Raw genomic sequence first — 18,473 nt, forward strand, 5'->3', positions numbered from 1 at the left:
GGCCGAGCCGAACGGCACCCGTTGTGTGAGCAACTCTGAATTCCCGACGCTTTCCGCGCAACCTGCCTAGCCGCATCGGCACAACCTGCACAGAATGCCTGCCGTAATCGCACTATGGCGAGGCAAGATGCCTAGCTCTCTGATGGAGCGTGGCCGATGTTGTGGAACGTTTTCAGTTCCCGCTGGTCGCGTCCCGGGCCGGAGCGCGTTGCACGGCGACAGAGCACGCGAAGCTGATGTTTCGGAGGTGCCGGATCGTGCGTATCGGATCCAGCCGGTCGATATGGTCGCCGACCGCGATGGCGGCGTGCGGCGTGGCGGGGGAGTCGGCTATGCCGATTGCCACGCAGGCGACACCGGGGATGTATTCGCCGCGATTATGGGCGATTCCGGTGCGACGTACGGCGAGAAGTTGGTCGGAGAATCGCGAGGGCGTATCCGTCCGGTCCGATTGCTGGTCCTCGGGTGGGCGGCCGGAGAGTAGAAGTTTGCCGATGGCGGTGCAGTGGGCCGGGGCCCAGTCGCGATTGCGGGAGGGGGTCGCAATTGTCTTGTGCCCGAACAGGCTCGCGAGGTAGTTCACTCTGCCGTCGCGCAGGATACCGAGATACACCGCCCCGTGGGTCAGGTTGTAGAGGTCGATGAGGAACGGCATGGCGGTTACCCGCAGCAGCCTGGTTTCGGTCGCGTCGGCCGGGAGCGCCTGGTCGAGGAGCCGGTCGCCGAGCATGTAGGAACCCACTGCCCCGGCGACCATCTGATGGGAACCGAGGGCGGCGAGCAGGCGGTGGGTGGTCGATTTCGCGAAACGCGCGCGGCGGGCGATCTCGCTCAGTCGAAGCGGACGTTCGGCGGCGGTGAGGATTTCGAGCACGGTCAGCGCCTTGTCGACCGAGCTCGAACGTCCTGGATGTGCGTACTCGGTTTCGTTCACGAGGGTCCGTGATTCTGCAGTCGTTGCTGCGGCCGGAGCGCATTGACGGGTCCATCTCAGGATGACACATTGGGTCACCGATCGCGAAGGAACCTGGGTGGTATGAAATCGCATACTGTGCAATCGGCTTGAGTAATAAGGGCTTTCGCGGGTAACGCAGAAAATTTGCTGCTTGTTCGCGTATTGGATTGTGGCGCAATGTGCTTCGGTGCAGCAACAACTGTGGAACTGATGAATAAGCCTGCGGCGCAATATCTCCCGCGCCACTAGTGGCGTCTACCGTGGCCCATATCGAGGCCGCCGCGAATATCGGGCGGATCCATGACGTTCCACGGTGTGGAACGTGGCTTTGCCTCCGTTGGCGTAGCTCCCCAGAATGCAAGGTGGGAGGCGCCGATCTTTTGATCAGGGCTGCTTGGGCGCGTTCTCTCCAGCTGCCGAATCGGAAAGGTTGCCGATGTCTGCCTCTAATGACACACCGATAGCAATAGTAGGTATGGGATGCAGGTTCGCCGGCGGCGTGGAGTCCGCCGCCGGACTGTGGGATCTCATGAGCCAGGGCCGCGATACCGCGGGGCCGGTACCGGCGCAGCGGTGGGATGCCTTGCACCTGATGGCATTCCAGCATCCCGATGAGGTCGAGCGATACGGCTGGGGATGTTTCCTCGACGGTGATGTCTGGTCGTGGGACCCGGAGGCACTGTCGGTGGCCGCCGCCGAACGCGAATCGGTCGATCCGCAGTTCCGGGTACTGATGGAGGTGGCCTGGGAGTCGGTCGAGCACGCGGGCATTCCGATGGACCGGATTCGCGGTTCGCGTACCGGGGTGTATGTCGGAACTTACGCCGCGGACAACATGTTTCGGGAGGCCCGGCCGATCGAAGACGCGCTGTCGTTTCTCTACGTGTTCGGCAACTTCACCGCGGGCGCCGGGGGCCGGGTCGCGTTCGCGATGGACCTGCGCGGTCCGGTGATGACGATCAGCACCCACTGTTCCTCGGGCATGGTCGCCGTGGACGCGGCCTGTTCCGCCTTGACCAACGGTGATTGCGATCTCGCGTTGGCCGGCGCCGTGCTGTTGATGCTGTCGCCGGAAACCCATCACTACGAAGCACCGTGGCTGTTGTCGAAACACGGCCGGTGCTTCGCGTTCGACGCGCGCGCCGACGGTTACGTGCGCGGCGAAGGCGCCGGGATGCTGGTGCTGAAGCGGCTGGCGGACGCGCGCCGCGACGGCGATCGGGTGCTGGCGGTGGTGCGCGGCAGCGCGGTGAACAACGACGGTCAGGCGACCCGATTGACCGCACCCTCGACGATCGGCCAGCAGAACGTGTTCCGGGCGGCGCTGGCGAACGCGAAAGCCGAAGCGGGGGAGGTGGGTCTGGTCGAGGCGCACGGGCCAGGTACGGCGGTCGGCGATCCGATCGAGTACACCTCGATCAACGCCGTCTACGGCCGTGGTCGAGGACGGTGCGCACTGGGTTCGGTGAAGACCAATATCGGTCATACCGAACCGGTTTCGGGGATCGCGGGAATCATCAAGGCGGTGGAATGCCTCCAACGCGGTTGGATACCACCGAACCTGAACTTCCAGACCTGGAACCCGGCGATTCCGCTGGACGAGCAGTCGAGATTGTTCGTGCCGACCGAGATGACCCGATGGCCGGTGCGGGGTGGTGCACGACTGGCCGCGGTGTGCTCCTACGGCGTCACGGGCACCAATGGTCACCTCATTCTCGAGCAGGCTCCTGATATCGGCCGAACTCGGCGTACCTCTGGAAGCGCCGATTCGACAGTGGCCCAGCCATTGCGTGCGTATCTGCTGTCCGCGACAACGTCTTCCGCGTTGAACTCGGCGAGTAGCCGATTGGCGGATTGGGCGAGCGGTTCCGAGGTCGCGTTGACAGACGTGGTCCACACCTTGGCGGTGCGCAGATCGCATGGGCCACAACGGCTCGGGGTGCTTGCCCGCACGCGAGCGGAACTAGTCGACCGCGCGCGAGCGTTCGCCGACAACACGGAGAGCCCGGGTACTACCGCCGGCGGCGTGCTGGCACCGGTCGACGATCCCGGTCCGGTCTTCGTCTTCACCGGACAAGGCTCCCAATGGCCCGGCATGTGCCGCGAGCTGTTGGACGTCGATCCGGTATTCACGGCGGCCATCGACAAGATCGAGCCGCTGGTCGCCGCCGAGTCCGGCTTCTCCGTGCGTGAGATGATCACTGCCCCGGCGAAACTCAACGGAATCGATCAGATCCAACCGGTGTTGTTCGCCGTGCAGATCGCGCTCGCGCAGATGTGGGCGGCCTGGGGTGTGCGACCGACCGCGGTCATCGGCCAATCCATGGGCGAGGCGGCCGCGGCCGTGATCGCCGGCGGGCTGTCGTTGGCCGACGGTGTCTTGGTCATCTGCCGACGCACCCGCCTGCTCACTGAGGTGACCGGTGGTTCGATGGCGTCGGTCCTGTTGCCCGTGGGGCAGGTCGAAAAGGACCTTGCGACAGCGGGATCGAGCGGCGTCTCGGTGGCGGTGATCTCCTCGCCCGGAGCCACCGTCATTTCCGGTGACGCCACCCAGGTCGACGATCTGGTGCGGGCTTGGCAGGACGCGGGCGTGAGCGCGCAAAAGGTGTCGGTCGATGTCGCATCGCATTCGCCACAGGTCGATCCGATACTCGAACGACTCGGCACGGAGCTGTCCGCGCTGCATCCGGGTACCGCGGAGATCACGTTCTATTCCACGGTCGCCGATGATCCGTGTGCGTCCGGCACCTTGGACGGCGACTATTGGGTGGCGAACTTGCGGCGCCCGGTTCGCTTCCAGTCCGCCGTGGCGGCCGCCCTCGATCGCGGCCACCGGCTGTTCCTGGAATGCTCGCCGCACGCGCTCGCCGTCCGATCCGTCACCGATATCGCCGGCCACCAGGAGGCCAGAGGGGTGCTCGCGTTGGGCAGCCTGGTCCGCGACACCGACGACCAGGAGGCGTTCCTGACACAGCTGACCGCCGTGCACTGCGCGGGATTCGAGGTCGACTGGGCGAGTCACTACTCCGGCGAGCTGGCCGACGTCCCAGGCACCGCCTGGAACCGCACGCACTCCGGCGGAGATCAACTGCCGTATCGGTTGGTGGCGCCCGGACTCGTTGGGGCGGACCAGCATCCACTGCTCGGCGGCTACGTCCGCGACCCGGACCAGCCCGACCGGCACCTGTGGCAGACCCCGCTCGGCCCCGCCCGGCTGCCCTGGCTGGACGATCATCAAGTCGCCGGGATACCGGTGCTGCCGGGCGCCGGATTCGTCGAGATGATGCTGGCGGCAGGCGCCCGGGTCTTCGGTACCGACCGGATCGCGGTCACCGATCTCCGGCTGCTCAGTCCGCTGGTGCTGGTTCCCGAGCCGGTGGTGACGACCCGGGTCACCCGCGACGGCGACGGCGCCCGCGTCGATGTGGTTTCCGAAACCGATGATGGGCCGCAGATCCACGCGCAGGCCGTGGTCGGTCCGCTGGGGGACGGGTACCAGTGCGCGCCGTTGGACCTGGCCGGCCTGTCCGGTCTCGCGTGGCGCGAGGTCGTCCCGGCCGATCTGTATCGGGTGCTTCGGGCGCACGGTGTCTACCACGGCGCCGCGTTCGCCAATGTGGAACGCATTCAACAAGACCCGGAGTCGGACCACGCACTCGCGACGATCCGGATCGCGGACGGCGCGCGCGTGTCGTCGTGGATGATGGCGCTGCATCCCGCCCTGACCGATGAGCTGGTGCAGGCGGTGGTCTCGGTGTGGCTCAACCACTACGACACCCCGGGACCGGTGATGGTCGCCGGATTCGACGAGGTGCGTGTGTACGGGCCTACCGCACATGCCCGCCTTGCCGAGGTCTGGGTGCAGCACTGTGATGACCTGTCCTGCATCGCATCCGGAGTTCTGGCCACCACTGACGGGCAAGTGGTCGCCGAGGTCCGCGGCCTGCGGTTGGCCAATGTGACTCCGGCCGCCGAACGGTTCGTCTCGCGGCTGACGCACCTGGCCTGGGTGCCGAGTCCGCCGATCGCCGCCGAGCCGCTGGACGGCATATCCCGATGGTTGGTGATCGGTGAGGAAGCCGACGGTTGGCCGAATGAACTGTGCGAGGCGCTGACCGAACGCGGTGCGCAATGCCACTTTGTGCACGCGGCCATGAATTGTGATGTGGGGCAGGCTGTCCGGAGCCTCGTCGAACCCACCGCCAATGGTGGGTGGAGCGGAGTGGTGTTGACACTGACCGACGACGACAGTTCGCCGTCGGTAGTTGCGGTCAGCCGAGTAGCCCGGGCCTGCGCATTGACCGGTGCCTTGGCTCGGCTTTCCGAACCGCCACGGCTGTGGATCGCGACCCGCGCCGATGGGCCGTCACCGGCGTGCGGCGGAGTACGAGGCGTGGCGCGGGTGGCGGCCTACGAATGCCCGCAGCTGACACCCAGCATGATCGAATTCGATGGCGACACAAGGTTGTTGGCCGACGATCTGCTCACCTCACCGGCAACTCCGATCGAGATCGCCTGGCGTGGTGGCAGCCGCTTCACCGCCCAGATCCATTCCGGACCATCCCCGGAAACGAGTCCCGACGCCGCGCTGCCGACACCGGTACAGCCGGGTGCCGCCTACGTCGTGACCGGCGGGACGGGCGGGCTGGGGCTGTTGACCGCAGCGTGGCTGGTCGAGCGCGGGGCCGGGCACCTGGTGTTGTGCGGCCGGAGCGCACCCGGGCCGGAGGCTGAGCTGGTACTCGACGAGCTGCGAGCCGCCGGAACCACGATCACGCTCATTCAGGGCGACATCGCGGACCTCGACGTGGCTACCCGGGCCGTCCACACCGCGGCTGCCTGCGGGCCGCTAAAGGGCATGATCCATGCCGCAGGGGTAGTCGAGGACGCCACCCTGGCCAACGTGGACGCGGATTTGCTGGCGCGGGTGTGGCAAGGCAAGGCGAACGGCGCCTGGGCCCTGCACCGGGCCACGCTCGAACACGACCTCGACTTCTGGGTCGTCTACTCCTCGGTGGCGTCGCTGCTCGGTTCGCCCGGACAGGGCGCCTACGCCGCCGCCAACGCCTTCCTCGACGAGCTGGTCAGGTGGCGTCGCGACAACGGTCTGCGGGCCACCGGAATCTGTTGGGGCGCATGGAGTCAGGCGGGCCGGGGGCAGCACATGGCGGAGCGCGGCGTCGCGATGATCTCCCCGCACGACGGGATCGACGCGCTCGACCGCATCCTGACCGCCGGATACACGCATGTCGCCTATTCGCCGATCGATCTGGAACGCTGGATACAACCGTATCCAGCACTGCGCCGGTCCGAGTTGTTCGCCGGGATGCTCGCCGACAGTCACGCCACCGACGCTTCGTCCTCGGCCGTATTGGAAAGTCTGCTCGCGGCGGATACCGAGCCGCAGCGCCGAAACATCCTGGAAGAACACATCATCGAATGTGTCCGGGACCTGATGGGCGGCACCACCCGGCACATCGGCCCGGGCACCAGCATGATCATCCTGGGGGTCGACTCGCTCGCCGCGGTCCAGTTGCAGAACCGGCTGCAACACACGCTGGGAATCACGATCGAAGGCGGAGTGGTCTGGGTGCGGCCTACACCCGCCGGTCTCGCCGACTGGATTCTGCACCGGATGGGTTTTCACAAGGAGGAGGCGAACGCGCGATGAGCCGTCGGAGTCGACTGCGCTACATCCAGACCCTGGATCCGGAAAGGGACTACGAAGAGATATTCACCCTGGTCACCCGATACGAGTTTCCCTGGGACTACAACACCGGCTACTCCTTCGCGTTCGCCACCGATTTCGTCATCCCGGCCATTGCCCACATGCTGGCCGCCACCGGTGAATTCGCCCATCACTCCATGAAGCGCTACGACGATACGATGCTGTTTCCGTTCGAGGCGCATCGGTTCGGCCTGGAATCTCCGCATGGGCGCGACACCATGCGAGCGCTGAACAAGATTCACAGCAACTACGAGATAGCGAACGACGACTACCTGCACATCCTGACCAGTCACCTCGTCGCGTCGATCGATTGGATCAACGCCTACGCGTGGCGGCGGTTGTCGCCGCACGAAGAACGTGCCCTGGTGCTCACCCACCGCAGATTTGGCGAACTCATGGGGATCAAAGGCATTCCGGCCGACTTCGACGGATTCCGGTCCTGGCTCGAGCGTGACCGGCGTGAACGCGGCGTCTGGCATTACGCGAACAACGCGATGGCCTATACCGTCCTGCGGATCATCGCCTCGCTTTGCCCGCCCGGCACCCGGGCGATGGTGAAGCGCGGGGTGATCGCGCTGATGGACGATCACACGCGCGAACTCCTCGACCTGCCTGTGCAACCTCGCTGGCTGGGGACCGTCGGGCGGTGGGGATTGCGGACCCGCGGCCGGTTCGTCCGCTGGCTGCCGCCGCGGCCGGACTCGCAGGCGTATGAGCGCGCACCGCGCAGTTATCCACTCGGCTGGACCATCGGTCACCTCGGGCCTGATCATCTGCATGTTCGGCGAAGCGATACCGGCGCATGAGTACCGAGACCGATGTCGGTGAGCGCCGCAGCGCGACATCGCAGAGGCCGGCCAAGCCGTATTTATGGTTTGCCGTGGTCGGCGTGCTGTCGTTCGTCATCGGGTTCTATGCGTGGACGGCCTGGATCGTTTCCGGCGACGCCACTCCGATCCCGACCGGACCCGATCCTGTCCCGGGCTATATAAAGTTCAGTGCTTGGTTTTGGCAGATCACCTCGGTGATCGTCATCATCTCGGTGGTGTCCTATGCGGCGCGGCGTTCCTGGCGGGAGCGGCGAATCACCTTCGATGCGACGTTCATCATCGGCGGCACGCTGATCGCCTGGCAAGAGCCGTTCATGAACTATCTTCGGCCAGGGAATCAATTCTATAATTCCTATTGGGTCAATCTGGGATCCTGGGGTCCACATCTGCCTGGGTTCATGAACGTCGACAACAAACGCGAGCCATTGCCGCTGATATTCGAACTCGGTTATGGCAGCTACTATCTGCTGATCGCCGTCTTCGGCTGCCAGGTGATGCGCTGGTGCGCTCGTCGTTGGCCACGACTGAGTAAACCGCAATTGGTGATGTGCTGCTTCGGTGGATTCCTGCTCACCGAACCGCTACTCGACGCCCTGTATACGACGACCAGCTTCTACCAGTACGGACACGGGATTCCGGAGCTCACCCTCTGGTCCGGTGAGCGGTATCAGATTCCGCTCACTGAGGTCCTGGCTTCCTGCTCGTTCTTCACCTCCTATTCGGTCCTGCGCTATTTCCGCGACGCCGACGACCATTCGATCGCCGAGCGCGGCATAGACGAGGCGGGGATGTCGGGCCTGCGGTCGGCAATCTCGCGCATTCTCGGCGTCGCGGGCTATATCGCCATCGTCAGCGGTCTTTTCATGGTGATGTTCAACTGGGGCACCATCTACGGTGGTCCCGCGCCGGCCGACATGCCCAGCTATATGGTCAACAATGTCTGTGGCACCGAAACCGATCATCCCTGCTCCGTGCCCAACATCCCGATCCCGCAACCCGATCTCATCCCGCGCTGAGCCCATGTCTGGGTAATGACATCTGTCGAAACGTGAGTACCACTTCACCTCTCCACGTCGCCGAAATTGCCATATGCGAAGAGCTTCTGGGTCGGCTACGGTCGGTTTCATCCCGAGGGCCCCGGGTATCGGAATCTCGTTTCAGCTCTTAGTGGAGGAATAGTGTCTGACCATTCTGATGTCGTTGTCATCGGTGGTGGAATATTCGGGTGCACGATGGCTTTGCACTTGATCGAGGCCGGCGTGGGGAGTGTTCGGCTATTGGAACGCGACGGGCTCTTTCAGGGCACCAGCGCGGCCGGCGCCGGATTCCTGGCGAGCTGGACTCCGTTCGAGTCGGAGCACGCCGTGACCCGCTACGGCCTGGACTACTACGCCGGGCTGCAAGTTGAAGGCAGCGATATCGACCTGCGCCGCAACGGGATTCTGTGGCTGGATGCCAGCGCGTCTTCGTTGCAGGAGATCAGCGACAACCGGGGACAATACGGGGAGTCGGCCACTGTCCTGGATGCGGCCGCCGTCGAGGTATTGACGCACGGTCTCGTAACGGGCAGTGGAATATCAGGCGGGTTGTTCGAACCGGGCGGTGCGCAGGTCTTCGCGCCGAAGGTCGGGGCTGCGCTCGCGGAGCGGCTGCACCGGCACCCGGGTGTGGTCGATTCGCGGCGGCCGGTCACCTCGTTACGCACCCGTGGCGGCCGGATCGTCGGCGTCGAGACTGCCACCGGGACAATCGATTGCGATGCTGTGGTGGTGGCCGCGGGCGCCTGGAGCAATGGACTACTCGGGTCCCTCGGCCTATTTCTGCCCAGCGCACCCCAGATCACCTCGCGGATCATCACGGAGAACCTAGGCTTGCCCAATAACCTTCCCGCCCTGTTTCTTTCGGGGTTGAGTCCCGAGGATCCCGACGGTGGAATTCTGCTGTGGGTACGTTGGCACGACGGCGGCCTGCTCTGGGGCGGTACCTACGACACCTACCCGCGCAACGTCCTCGTCGACGCCCCGGTACCGGATCGACTCGACGAAATCCCTTACGACGGTGTGCAAGAGCTCCTGCGGGTGGCCGCCCGCGCCGACACCGCCATGCCGGTGCTGGCCCGGCAATCGAGTATCACCGTCAAACACGGCGCACCCTGCTACACCCCTGATTGGCGGGCGCTGGTCGGGCCGGTCGCCGCCGTCGACGGTCTCTACGTCCTGACCGGAGACAACGAAGCCGGCCTCACCCACGGCCCCGGCTACGCCAAGGTTCTCACCGACATACTCCTGCACGGAAGCAGCGACCTGACCGCCGCCGACGACTGGAACCCCGACCGCTTCGGCGATCAATACACCACCGAAACCGCCGTCATCGAGGCCTATCTCGAATGCCAGAAGTCCTATAGCGCAACCTGGAGCTGACCCGTCGATCGGTGACCGGCCAACCAGCAGTTGGCCGGTCACCGGACAGCATTCACGAAAGGTGATCGAAGCGTGCACACCGAGGGGACGGCGCTGAAGGTCGTCCACTACAACTCGTCGGAAACCCTGCGGCATGCAGACGAGATCAAAGCGGTCTATCTCGCCGCGCACCGGCCTCAGCAGGGCAACCCGTGGTACAGCCCGGCGAAGTTCTGGGAACGACTCGAAGAGCTGTACGCGCCGAGCCCCGGTTTCGAACTCGTCGCCGGGTGGTATGACGGCCATATCGTCGGGTACGCCTTCGGTACGCCGTATCGGCGGCCGGCGGAAGCCAGAACCAAAGCAGCGCAGGTCTTTCCGGAGTTGGCCGCCGACACTGTGGACGCGCCGGTCTACATCTTCCGCGAGTTCTCCGTCCACCCGGACCATCAGGGGCAGGGCTACGGGCGGATCATTCACGACGCGGTCCTCGCCGAACGCCCCGAACGGCTCGCATACCTGCTCGTGCGGGTCGAGAATCCGGCTAAGGCGCTCTATGTGTCGTGGGGGTGGCAAGTCATCGGACAGACCCGGCCGTTTGCCGATTGGCCGGTGATGGACGAGATGGCGAAACCGCTGCTGCCGCGGCGTAACCGAGGAAGAAGGCCATCGCGCTGTACTGGCCCGCCTCGGTGACATCGCGGCTCATCGATACCGGGACCGTGAGTACGAGCGTGAACAGGCCGCCGTGCCCGATGCCGAGCGCGACGATCCACAGCCAGGTGGCGGTGCCTGGGCTGAGCGCCAAGCCGACGAATCCGAGGGCGGTCAGGGTCACCGGTAAGGCTGAGGCCGATGCGCTTGTCTCTGCGCTCGCCGAGCAGCGCCGGTACAGCCAGCATGGCGACGACCTGGATCGAGATCAGCGCGGTGAGCAGGAACCCCGCCTCGGCGGCGGGGTAGCCGCTGTCGTGCAACAGCGGTGCGACCCAAGCCAATTCGCAGTAGTACAGCGCCGAGTTACCCGCTGCCAGCAGCGTGATCATCCACGCGGTCCCGCTGCGCCACGGCAGGCCGGTTGTCGCCGGCCCCTGCGGTCCGGACACCGCACCGAGCCTGAGCGCCGTCCGTGCCGCCGACCACAGCACCGCACCACCGATGGCGAGCACGGTCCACGACGCGAGCGCGCCGGGCCAGGAGTCCAACGCGTCGGCCAGCGGGGGCGCTGATACCTGCGGCGATAGCGCCGCCCAGGCCGAGTCCGGCGGTGTAGATGCCGGTCACGAGGCCCGCGTGGTCGGCGAAGCGGGACTTCACGACCGCGCATGAAGATGTCCGTAGGTGTCGAATTGGCCATGCACTGCTGCGTTTCGCTCGGGCAGGCGCTCGCTCCAGTGCCGGCCGCGCGGCTGTCCGAGCTGCACAATGTCCCCGCGGCCTATCTGGCCAAGCATCTTCAAGCGCTGTCGCGGGCCGGCATCGTCCGTTCGGTGCCGGGGCCCACCGGCGGCTACGTGCTGACTCGTGCCGCCGCGAGCATCACCATGTTGCAGGTGGTCGAAGCGGTCGACGGTGCCGAACCGGCGTTCCGCTGCACCGAGATTCGGCAGAACGGGCCACTGGGCCTACCGGCGAAGAGTTGCCGCACCCGCTGCGCGGTCATGCGGGCCATGACCGCCGCCGACGCCGCATGGCGCACCGCGCTCACTGCGGTCACCATCGCCGATCTCGCCGCGAGCATCGACGCGGACAGTGGGGACACCGCGCTCGGTGAGCTGCGCGAGTGGTTGAACGCGGGAGGCTGATAGCTGCTGCCACTGGCCGGACCCTGGGCGCCGGCCCGCGACCTGCGGGTTCGTGCTGAAACCTGGGATCGGTAGGTGGCCGGTGCGGCATGTACTTACCGCATGACATTTTCGCAACCGCCCACGAACCAGCCGTCGTCCACCGGGTTGGACAAAAAGACCAGCGCGATCCTGGCGTACGCGCTGGGGTGGCTCACCGGAATCATCTTCCTGTTCGTGGGGAAGAACGATCCCGACGTGAAATTCCATGCCTCGCAGTCGATCGTCTTCTTCGGGGCGGTCGCGGTGCTCAATATCGTGCTGAGCGTCGTCGGCTCGCTCCTCGGGGCCCTGGGGATCATCTTCAGCCTCGTCGGACTCGTGGTCGGGGTCTTCGCGGTCGTCGTCTGGATCATGGCGATGGTCCAGGCGAACAAGACCGGCGGTGTCCGGATGGCACTGCCCATTGTCGGAAAATTCACCGCCCCCTACGCCGATCGGTTGGCCAACGCGGTCAAGTAGTGAAGTCGCCAGTCCGGAGAGCAACGGCCCGAGGATATCTCGGGCCGTTCGACTGGGCGGAACAGTAGGTATCCGATCATGCGGGGATCCGCCATCCTTGGCTCGGCGGCCCACGCCATTCGGCGGGCCGCGGGGGCGATCGGTGCCGACGGCAAGTTCGACGAAGCCCGCACCCCCTCGATACCGGAAGGTAAACGTACACAAGGGGATTCACCATGCCAGACGTCGCCACCCCCACCCAGGTCACCCACCCCTGGCAAGCCACCGCCCGCACGGTCTTCGCCGTGCTCGTCGCCCTCGCCTCGCTCATTCCCGTCGTCGCAGTCGCGGGCGGTATCGACACCGTGCCCGCCATCGCGCAGCTGATCACAGTGTGTGGCGCGGTGACTCGCATCCTGGCATTGCCCGCGGTCGACGATTTCCTGTCCCAGTTCCTGCCGTTCTTGGCGGCCGGGCACTGACCCAGCACCGGTAGAGCAGACCAAGTCGGCTTCGCGGCAGATCAGATCTCCGTCACTGTGGTGTCCGGTCAGGAGTTGCGGACTGGTGGTCGAGCATGAGTTGGGCGCGCAGTTCCCTTGGCGTCACGGAAACCTCGGTCAAGCAATCGACGGCCGCTCGGTTTATCGCCGACAACCAGGTGCGGATATCGGCCTGTCCCGCGAACTCGCGGAGTTTTCTATCCAACTGCACCTGATACTCGGCGCGGCTCTGCCGCCGACGGGCGGCCAATCGCTGGATCTCCAACGAAACCAGTTGTGCCCATGCACTGCTCAGCGGTGGGGTCGGTGTGGAGTCGGGACAGGGTTCTCGGCTGTCATATCTCGATTCAAGGTTGCGCAGCACATCGGCGGCCACTGAAACGGAATGGTTCTTGATCGTCGCCAGATTGAAACCGAAGGCCCCGATACGTCCGTGCCGAACTATTTCGTCGCCTTCACGAGGCGCTCCCACTGCGGAGATCGCTCCGAACTTACGGCCATCGGCCATGAGCAAGGTGCCGAATCCATCTACCTCGACGCCTCTTCTGGTCTTCCGGTGCGGCACGGCCAGCCCGCTGACCAGGAGACGTTGCCACAGCCGCGATGTCACCTCGGTATAGTCGAATTCGCGGCCGAAATTGGAGATGACCAGGTCCGCTTCCACGGTCCGGTGAGACCCGCCTACGGATACGGTCAGCGAAAGTCGATCCTGCTCGAGCGGACTCAAGTCCGTGACCCGGCCGGTGATTATCTGGACTTGGCCGCTCATGCGGTAGGCCGAATCCACGAGGTCGGTGGTATACGACATCGCACTGACCCGCAGCGTGGCGATACGGCTTCCGTACTTTTCCAAGAGGGTCCGCAGGTCTTCGCCGGAGATCTTCTGGATCAGCTCGGGCAGGTGTGCTTCCCAGGATTTCGCGACTCGCTCCGCAATCACCGCCGGATGCACTTCGGGATGCTGCCGGACAACGAAAAGGCAAGCCCGGAGCCACTCGGCTTCGAGTTGACCGGCGAGAGTGGCGCTTCCCCGCTCGACGTCGATAAGGGGCGGTGGGATATCCAGGACGCCATGTTGGTGGTCGGGTGGATATGTTCCCGGTGTCCGGCTCGATGGCGAAATCATATAGATCGTGCCGACATGCCCTTGGCGTAGCAGCAGGGAAGCGAAATCGTAGGCGCTGAGCATCGTTCCGATGATCGCGACGACGGCCTGCGGCGGTAGTGACCTGACTCGCTCCACTCCATCGCCGGTATATGGCAGTCGAATATATGACGGGTGGTCGAGCACGGCTGCTGCGTAGCGCGGATGACGCAGTTCAGGTCCGGTCGCGAGAATGACGTGGTCTGCGTCGAGGGCTGCTGATCCGGGGCCGGGTTCGTTGCCCGACCAGGACAGGTTCTCGATGACAGCGGTGACACCGTCGGCAGACGGCACCAGGTCGACCATTTCGCCGTTTGCCTCGCGCAGGACAACACCGTCACACGCTTCCGCGGCAGCTTCTCTCAACCGTTGACCGAGGTAATCCGCATATAGCCGGCGCGGAGCCGGATCCGACTCGAAGAATTCGACGTCCCGCCATTCCATGGACCACGCGGATCGATCGGCTTCGTGGTTGGCCCAATTCAAGAAGTCATCGACATCCTCCCGGAAGGCAGACATCCTGCCTGCTTGGATGTTGAAGACGTGGCTCCACGGATTATGCGACGCCAGCGTGTCTATGTTCCATCTGACGCTCGAGCAGGACGATGTCGACAGGCTCGGTGGCGAACCGCAGCAGCCGGATGGCTGTGGCGGTACCGGCCAAGCCCGCTCCGACCACGACGATTCGCCGAGATCTTTGTGGGGACTTCACCTTTCGTACCCTTCAATCGCTCGTATTCGCGAACAACCCGATTACGGTAGTCCCATGCACGGCGCGCGGCGGTGCAATGGGCGTACCGGCTTGCCCACCCGACCATTCCGGATGCCCTTCGAGGAGATGCCGATGACCGAGGTCACCGAGCCGAAATATCAGCGCGGCGCCGATATCGACGCGCTGTCGGAGATCGAGCGCCGCACGCTCTGGCTGGCGGTGGCGATGATTCATCACGCCAACCGGGTCCGGCCGAACCGGACCGGTTTGAAGGTGGGCGGTCACCAGGCGTCGTGCGCGTCGATGACCACCATCATGACCTCGCTGTGGTTCACCGCCCTGCGCTCCGGCGACCGGGTCTCGGTCAAACCGCACGCCTCGCCGGTGCTGCACGCCATCAATTATCTGCTCGGCGAGTTGGACGAGTCGTACCTGACCACCTTGCGTCAATTCGGCGGCCTGCAGTCCTATCCCAGCCGATCCAAGGACCCCGATCCGGTCGACTACTCCACCGGATCGGTCGGGATCGGCGCCACCGCCCCGATCTGGGGCGCGATCGCCCGCCGCTACCTCAATTCCGCGCTGGGCGTCGACGCCGGCACCGGACGGCAGTACTCCCTGGTCGGCGACGCGGAACTGGACGAGGGCGCGGTCTGGGAGGCCATCGTCGACCCCGGCAACGTCGACCTCGGTGAGATCGTGTGGATCGTCGATCTGAACCGCCAGTCCCTGGACCGGGTGGTGCCCAATATGGCCGCGGGCCGGCTGGAGGCGATGTTCGCCGCCGCCGGCTGGCAGGTGCTCACCGTCAAGTTCGGCCGCCTGCTGGAATCGCTGTTCACCCGGCCGGGCGGCCCGGCGCTGCGCACCCGGGTGCTCGACATGCCCAACCCCGAGTACCAGCGACTGCTGCGCTGCGACGCCGACGAACTGCGCCGCCGCCTGCCGGGCAACGGTCCCGACCACGCGCAATTGGCGGAATTGATTGCCGGACTGGATGATTCGACACTGCTGGCAGCGATTCGCAACCTCGGCGGGCACGATATGCAAGCCCTCGTCGACGCCTACGCGCAGATCGACGACACCCGCCCGACGGTGATCATCGCCTACACCATCAAAGGGTATGGACTGCCGACCCAAGGGCACCCGCAGAACCACTCGTCGTTGCTGTCGGTGCCCGAGTACGAGTCACTCGCCGCTCAGCTCGGCCGGGATCCGCAGCACCCCTGGGCCCGGCTCGATGGGGAGAGCGCCGCCGGGCGACTGTGTGCGGACACCGCGGCGCGATTGCGCCGCGAACCGGTGCATGCGGTGGAAGTGCCCAGTGTGCCAGTCGATTTCGGGCACACGCCGAAAGGCACCGCGACCACCCAGGCGGCGCTGGGACGCACCCTGCTGGATCTGAGCCGGGCGGCGCCGGAGATGGCGCGGCGGGTGATCACCGTCAGCCCAGACGTCAGCTCCACCACCAACCTGGCGGGCTGGATCAACAAGGTCGGCGTGTGGTCGACCGCCGAACGACACGACTGGTTCGCCGACGACGCCGAAACGCTCATGCGCTGGCGCGAGCAACCCACCGGCCAGCACATGGAACTCGGCATCGCCGAAACGAATCTGGTCGGACTCATCAGCGAACTCGGCGCCACCTGGAGCCGGTGGGGCCAACCCCTGTTCCCGATCGGAGTGCTCTACGACCCCTTCGTCGAACGCGCGCTCGAGCCGTGGACCTACGGCATCTACGCCGGCGGCCAATCGATTCTGATCGGGACCCCGTCCGGTGTCACCCTCGCCGCCGAAGGCGGTGCCCACCAATCGATTACGACACCGTCGCTCGGCATCGAGACCCCGGGCCTGATCTGCTACGAACCCGCGTTCGCCATCGACGCGGAATGGACGCTGCTGGCCTGCGTCGGCCGGCTCGGGCGACCGGACGGGATCTCGGCGTATCTGCGGTTGTCGACCCGGCCGGTCGATCAGCGCCTCACCGCGGTGCCCGCCGACCCCGCCGCCCGGGAACGCCGCCGCAAACAGGTTGTCGCAGGCGGATATCCGCTCCGCAGGCGCGACGGCGCGGTCGTCACCATCGTGGCGATGGGCGCCGTCGTGACCGAGGCGGCGGCTGCGGCCGAGCGGCTCGATTCGGCCGGAGTGGTCGCCGACGTCATCTGTGTGACCAGTCCCGGACTGCTCTTCGAGGCGATGCAGGCCAGGCATGGACGCGGCCACGGCGAGAGCTGGATCCTGGATCAGTTGTTCCCGGCCGGCCGGGCCACGCCGCTGGTGACCGTCCTGGACGGCCACCCGCACACCCTGTCCTTCCTGTCCGGGATCAACCGGGTGCACCACATCGATCTGGGGGTGACCCACTACGGGCAGGTCGGTTCGCTCGACGAGGTCTACCGCTACCACGGCCTCGACACCGACAGCATCGTCGCCGCGGCGCTCGATGTCCTCGGCGCCGGTTGAGTTCGGGGACGGTGCCAGTTATGACGCATGATTGGTCGGATGTACCCGCGCGGCTTGCCCGGCTGGCGGCGCAGAACTCCGACGGAGTTTTCGGGGCAGGCGGGCACAACTGGCGTCTCGAACCACCGTTGAGTGTCGCTGAGTTGAGTGCGCTCGAAGCACAATTGGGAGTGGACCTCCCTGCGGAGGATCGCGAGTTTCTGCTGGTGGTCGGCCGTGGCGGCGCTGGGCCTGCTTACGGCCTCTTTCCCGTACGTCGAGTGGATGGGCAATGGCGGTGGGACGGCGATGGCGCGGAGCTGACCGGGCTGGACACGCTTGCGCAGCCGTTTCCGCACGTCGCGGCGTTCAACCCGGCCGACCGGCTACCCGATCCTCCCAACCGCGAAAACTACGACTCGATCGAGACTTTCAACGCTGCCGAGGACGTCTACTGGGAAACGCACGATGACGTTGTCTTCCGGCCGGAGCATTCGGTCGGACTGCTCTACCTCTGCCATCTCGGCTGCGCATATCGCGAGGCACTCGTGGTGAGTGGGGAGTCGAGAGGGCACATGTGGGCCGACGACACCGCGAGCGACGGCGGCTTCCGGCCCGTGCTCGATGATGCCGGGATCCCGCTGGGGTTCGCGCGCTGGTACCGAAAGTGGTTGGAGCAGTGCGAAGCCCAGACTTAGGGTTTGCCAGGAACTTTCGGGGCTCGTAGACGGGAGCCGGACGCTGATAGGCTGGCGGCCCGCCTCCGAACGCGAGGCGCTCGGACACAGATCGCGCGAGTGGGTAAATCGTTGGCCGAGAAGATATCCGAAGAGAATCCACCCGTAACGAATACGTGGGTGAGCGGGGCGGATCAGACGGCGAACCGAGTACGGCTCGTCGGGTTGCTTGCTGTCCCTGCGCTATTCGCCGCGGCGATCGCGACGTGGTTCATCGCCGGGCCCGACGCTTTGGCAGTCCGCTTTTACCGATTCGACGTCATCCCCTTCGTGGCGGCCCCGATATTCTGGACGATCGCCGTGGTGCTCTGCTTCGCGTGCGCCCCTAGGTTGACTCGGTACCGCAAGTGGGTGTGGAGAACGTTTGTCGCCGTCGTGACGCTGGTGACGCTGCCACTATGGATGTTGACGTCGTTCTTGGCGGCCTGGTCCTCCGATGACGGCAGCGTCGAGGACATCGTGCTGAGCCCCGACGGCCGCCACGAAGCGGTCGTGATGCCTTACCAAGACTTCGACTTCGGTTGCCGCGTATGGCTTCGCGAGCGCGGCGGGCTGTTCAGCAGGCAGGCACTGGTGTGGGTCGAGTACGAAGGGCCCTGTCCGGCACAGGTCACCTTCATCGGTGACACCACGATCAGCGTCTCCGAATTGCACGGTGGGAAGACCCTGATGACGACCTTCGACCCCGACCGGACCTCCGTGGCAGCCGTGTTGCACCCGTAGCGAAGGCCG

General features: G+C 65.5%; 15 protein-coding genes. 12 read left to right on the forward strand and 3 right to left on the reverse strand.

Annotation, left to right across the window (positions count from 1 at the left end):
- Nucleotides 1-172: 172 nt before the first annotated feature.
- Nucleotides 173-934, reverse strand: a complete 762-nt coding sequence (locus AB0M22_RS20715) for a helix-turn-helix domain-containing protein (protein WP_364728917.1) — start codon at nucleotides 932-934, stop codon at nucleotides 173-175.
- Between the two features lie 457 nt (nucleotides 935-1,391).
- Here AB0M22_RS20715 and AB0M22_RS20720 point away from each other — a divergent pair, with 457 nt between their 5' ends.
- The 9 genes from AB0M22_RS20720 to AB0M22_RS20760 all read left to right on the forward strand — a co-directional run bounded on the left by AB0M22_RS20720 (nucleotide 1,392) and on the right by AB0M22_RS20760 (nucleotide 12,682).
- Nucleotides 1,392-6,629 (forward strand): type I polyketide synthase, encoded by a 5,238-nt coding sequence (locus AB0M22_RS20720; RefSeq protein ID WP_364728920.1) that lies wholly within the window; start codon nucleotides 1,392-1,394, stop codon nucleotides 6,627-6,629.
- On the forward strand, nucleotides 6,626-7,492 hold the full coding sequence (locus tag AB0M22_RS20725) for an oxygenase MpaB family protein (RefSeq protein WP_364728923.1): 867 nt from the start codon (nucleotides 6,626-6,628) through the stop codon (nucleotides 7,490-7,492). The genes AB0M22_RS20720 and AB0M22_RS20725 overlap by 4 nt, the downstream gene beginning before the upstream one ends.
- Nucleotides 7,489-8,532 carry a spirocyclase AveC family protein gene (locus AB0M22_RS20730; RefSeq protein ID WP_364728926.1) on the forward strand — a complete coding sequence of 348 codons (1,044 nt, stop codon included), beginning with the start codon at nucleotides 7,489-7,491 and terminating at the stop codon, nucleotides 8,530-8,532. The genes AB0M22_RS20725 and AB0M22_RS20730 overlap by 4 nt, the downstream gene beginning before the upstream one ends.
- Before the next feature lie 162 nt (nucleotides 8,533-8,694).
- On the forward strand, nucleotides 8,695-9,936 hold the full coding sequence (locus AB0M22_RS20735) for an FAD-dependent oxidoreductase (protein ID WP_364728929.1): 1,242 nt from the start codon (nucleotides 8,695-8,697) through the stop codon (nucleotides 9,934-9,936).
- A 72-nt stretch (nucleotides 9,937-10,008) separates the two neighbouring features.
- Nucleotides 10,009-10,611 (forward strand): GNAT family N-acetyltransferase, encoded by a 603-nt coding sequence (locus AB0M22_RS20740; protein ID WP_364728932.1) that lies wholly within the window; start codon nucleotides 10,009-10,011, stop codon nucleotides 10,609-10,611.
- Nucleotides 10,612-10,953: 342 nt separating this feature from the next.
- Nucleotides 10,954-11,244, forward strand: coding sequence for a hypothetical protein (locus AB0M22_RS20745; RefSeq protein WP_364728935.1), 291 nt, complete (start codon nucleotides 10,954-10,956; stop codon nucleotides 11,242-11,244).
- Nucleotides 11,241-11,720: an Rrf2 family transcriptional regulator gene (locus AB0M22_RS20750; protein ID WP_364728938.1), complete on the forward strand. Its 480-nt coding sequence runs from the start codon at nucleotides 11,241-11,243 to the stop codon at nucleotides 11,718-11,720. Before AB0M22_RS20745 ends, AB0M22_RS20750 begins: the two co-directional genes overlap by 4 nt.
- 102 nt (nucleotides 11,721-11,822) lie before the next feature.
- Nucleotides 11,823-12,221, forward strand: coding sequence for a DUF4870 domain-containing protein (locus tag AB0M22_RS20755; protein ID WP_364728941.1), 399 nt, complete (start codon nucleotides 11,823-11,825; stop codon nucleotides 12,219-12,221).
- A 215-nt stretch (nucleotides 12,222-12,436) separates the two neighbouring features.
- On the forward strand, nucleotides 12,437-12,682 hold the full coding sequence (locus tag AB0M22_RS20760; RefSeq protein WP_364728944.1) for a hypothetical protein: 246 nt from the start codon (nucleotides 12,437-12,439) through the stop codon (nucleotides 12,680-12,682).
- A gap of 52 nt (nucleotides 12,683-12,734) precedes the next feature.
- Here the strand turns inward: AB0M22_RS20760 and AB0M22_RS20765 are convergent, their stop codons facing one another.
- Together AB0M22_RS20765 and AB0M22_RS20770 are read right to left on the reverse strand one after the other, a co-directional pair.
- The gene (locus AB0M22_RS20765; protein ID WP_364729852.1) at nucleotides 12,735-14,462 is read right to left on the reverse strand and encodes an FAD/NAD(P)-binding protein; all 1,728 of its coding nucleotides are present in this window, start codon (nucleotides 14,460-14,462) and stop codon (nucleotides 12,735-12,737) included.
- Entirely contained in the window at nucleotides 14,404-14,559 is a 156-nt protein-coding gene (locus AB0M22_RS20770; protein ID WP_364728947.1) for an FAD/NAD(P)-binding protein, read from the reverse strand. Before AB0M22_RS20770 ends, AB0M22_RS20765 begins: the two co-directional genes overlap by 59 nt.
- A gap of 132 nt (nucleotides 14,560-14,691) precedes the next feature.
- On the opposite strand from AB0M22_RS20770, the gene AB0M22_RS20775 reads away from it, so the two are divergent.
- The 3 genes from AB0M22_RS20775 (at nucleotide 14,692) to AB0M22_RS20785 (ending at nucleotide 18,464) form a co-directional block, all read left to right on the forward strand.
- Nucleotides 14,692-17,025, forward strand: coding sequence for a pyruvate dehydrogenase (locus AB0M22_RS20775; RefSeq protein WP_364728950.1), 2,334 nt, complete (start codon nucleotides 14,692-14,694; stop codon nucleotides 17,023-17,025).
- A gap of 143 nt (nucleotides 17,026-17,168) precedes the next feature.
- Nucleotides 17,169-17,702: an SMI1/KNR4 family protein gene (locus tag AB0M22_RS20780; protein WP_364728953.1), complete on the forward strand. Its 534-nt coding sequence runs from the start codon at nucleotides 17,169-17,171 to the stop codon at nucleotides 17,700-17,702.
- 111 nt (nucleotides 17,703-17,813) lie between these two features.
- Nucleotides 17,814-18,464 carry a hypothetical protein gene (locus AB0M22_RS20785; protein WP_364728956.1) on the forward strand — a complete coding sequence of 217 codons (651 nt, stop codon included), beginning with the start codon at nucleotides 17,814-17,816 and terminating at the stop codon, nucleotides 18,462-18,464.
- The last annotated feature ends 9 nt before the right edge of the window (nucleotides 18,465-18,473 follow it).

The organism is Nocardia sp. NPDC051756 (genome assembly GCF_040681495.1).
In the GTDB taxonomy this organism is placed as follows: Bacteria; Actinomycetota; Actinomycetes; order Mycobacteriales; family Mycobacteriaceae; genus Nocardia.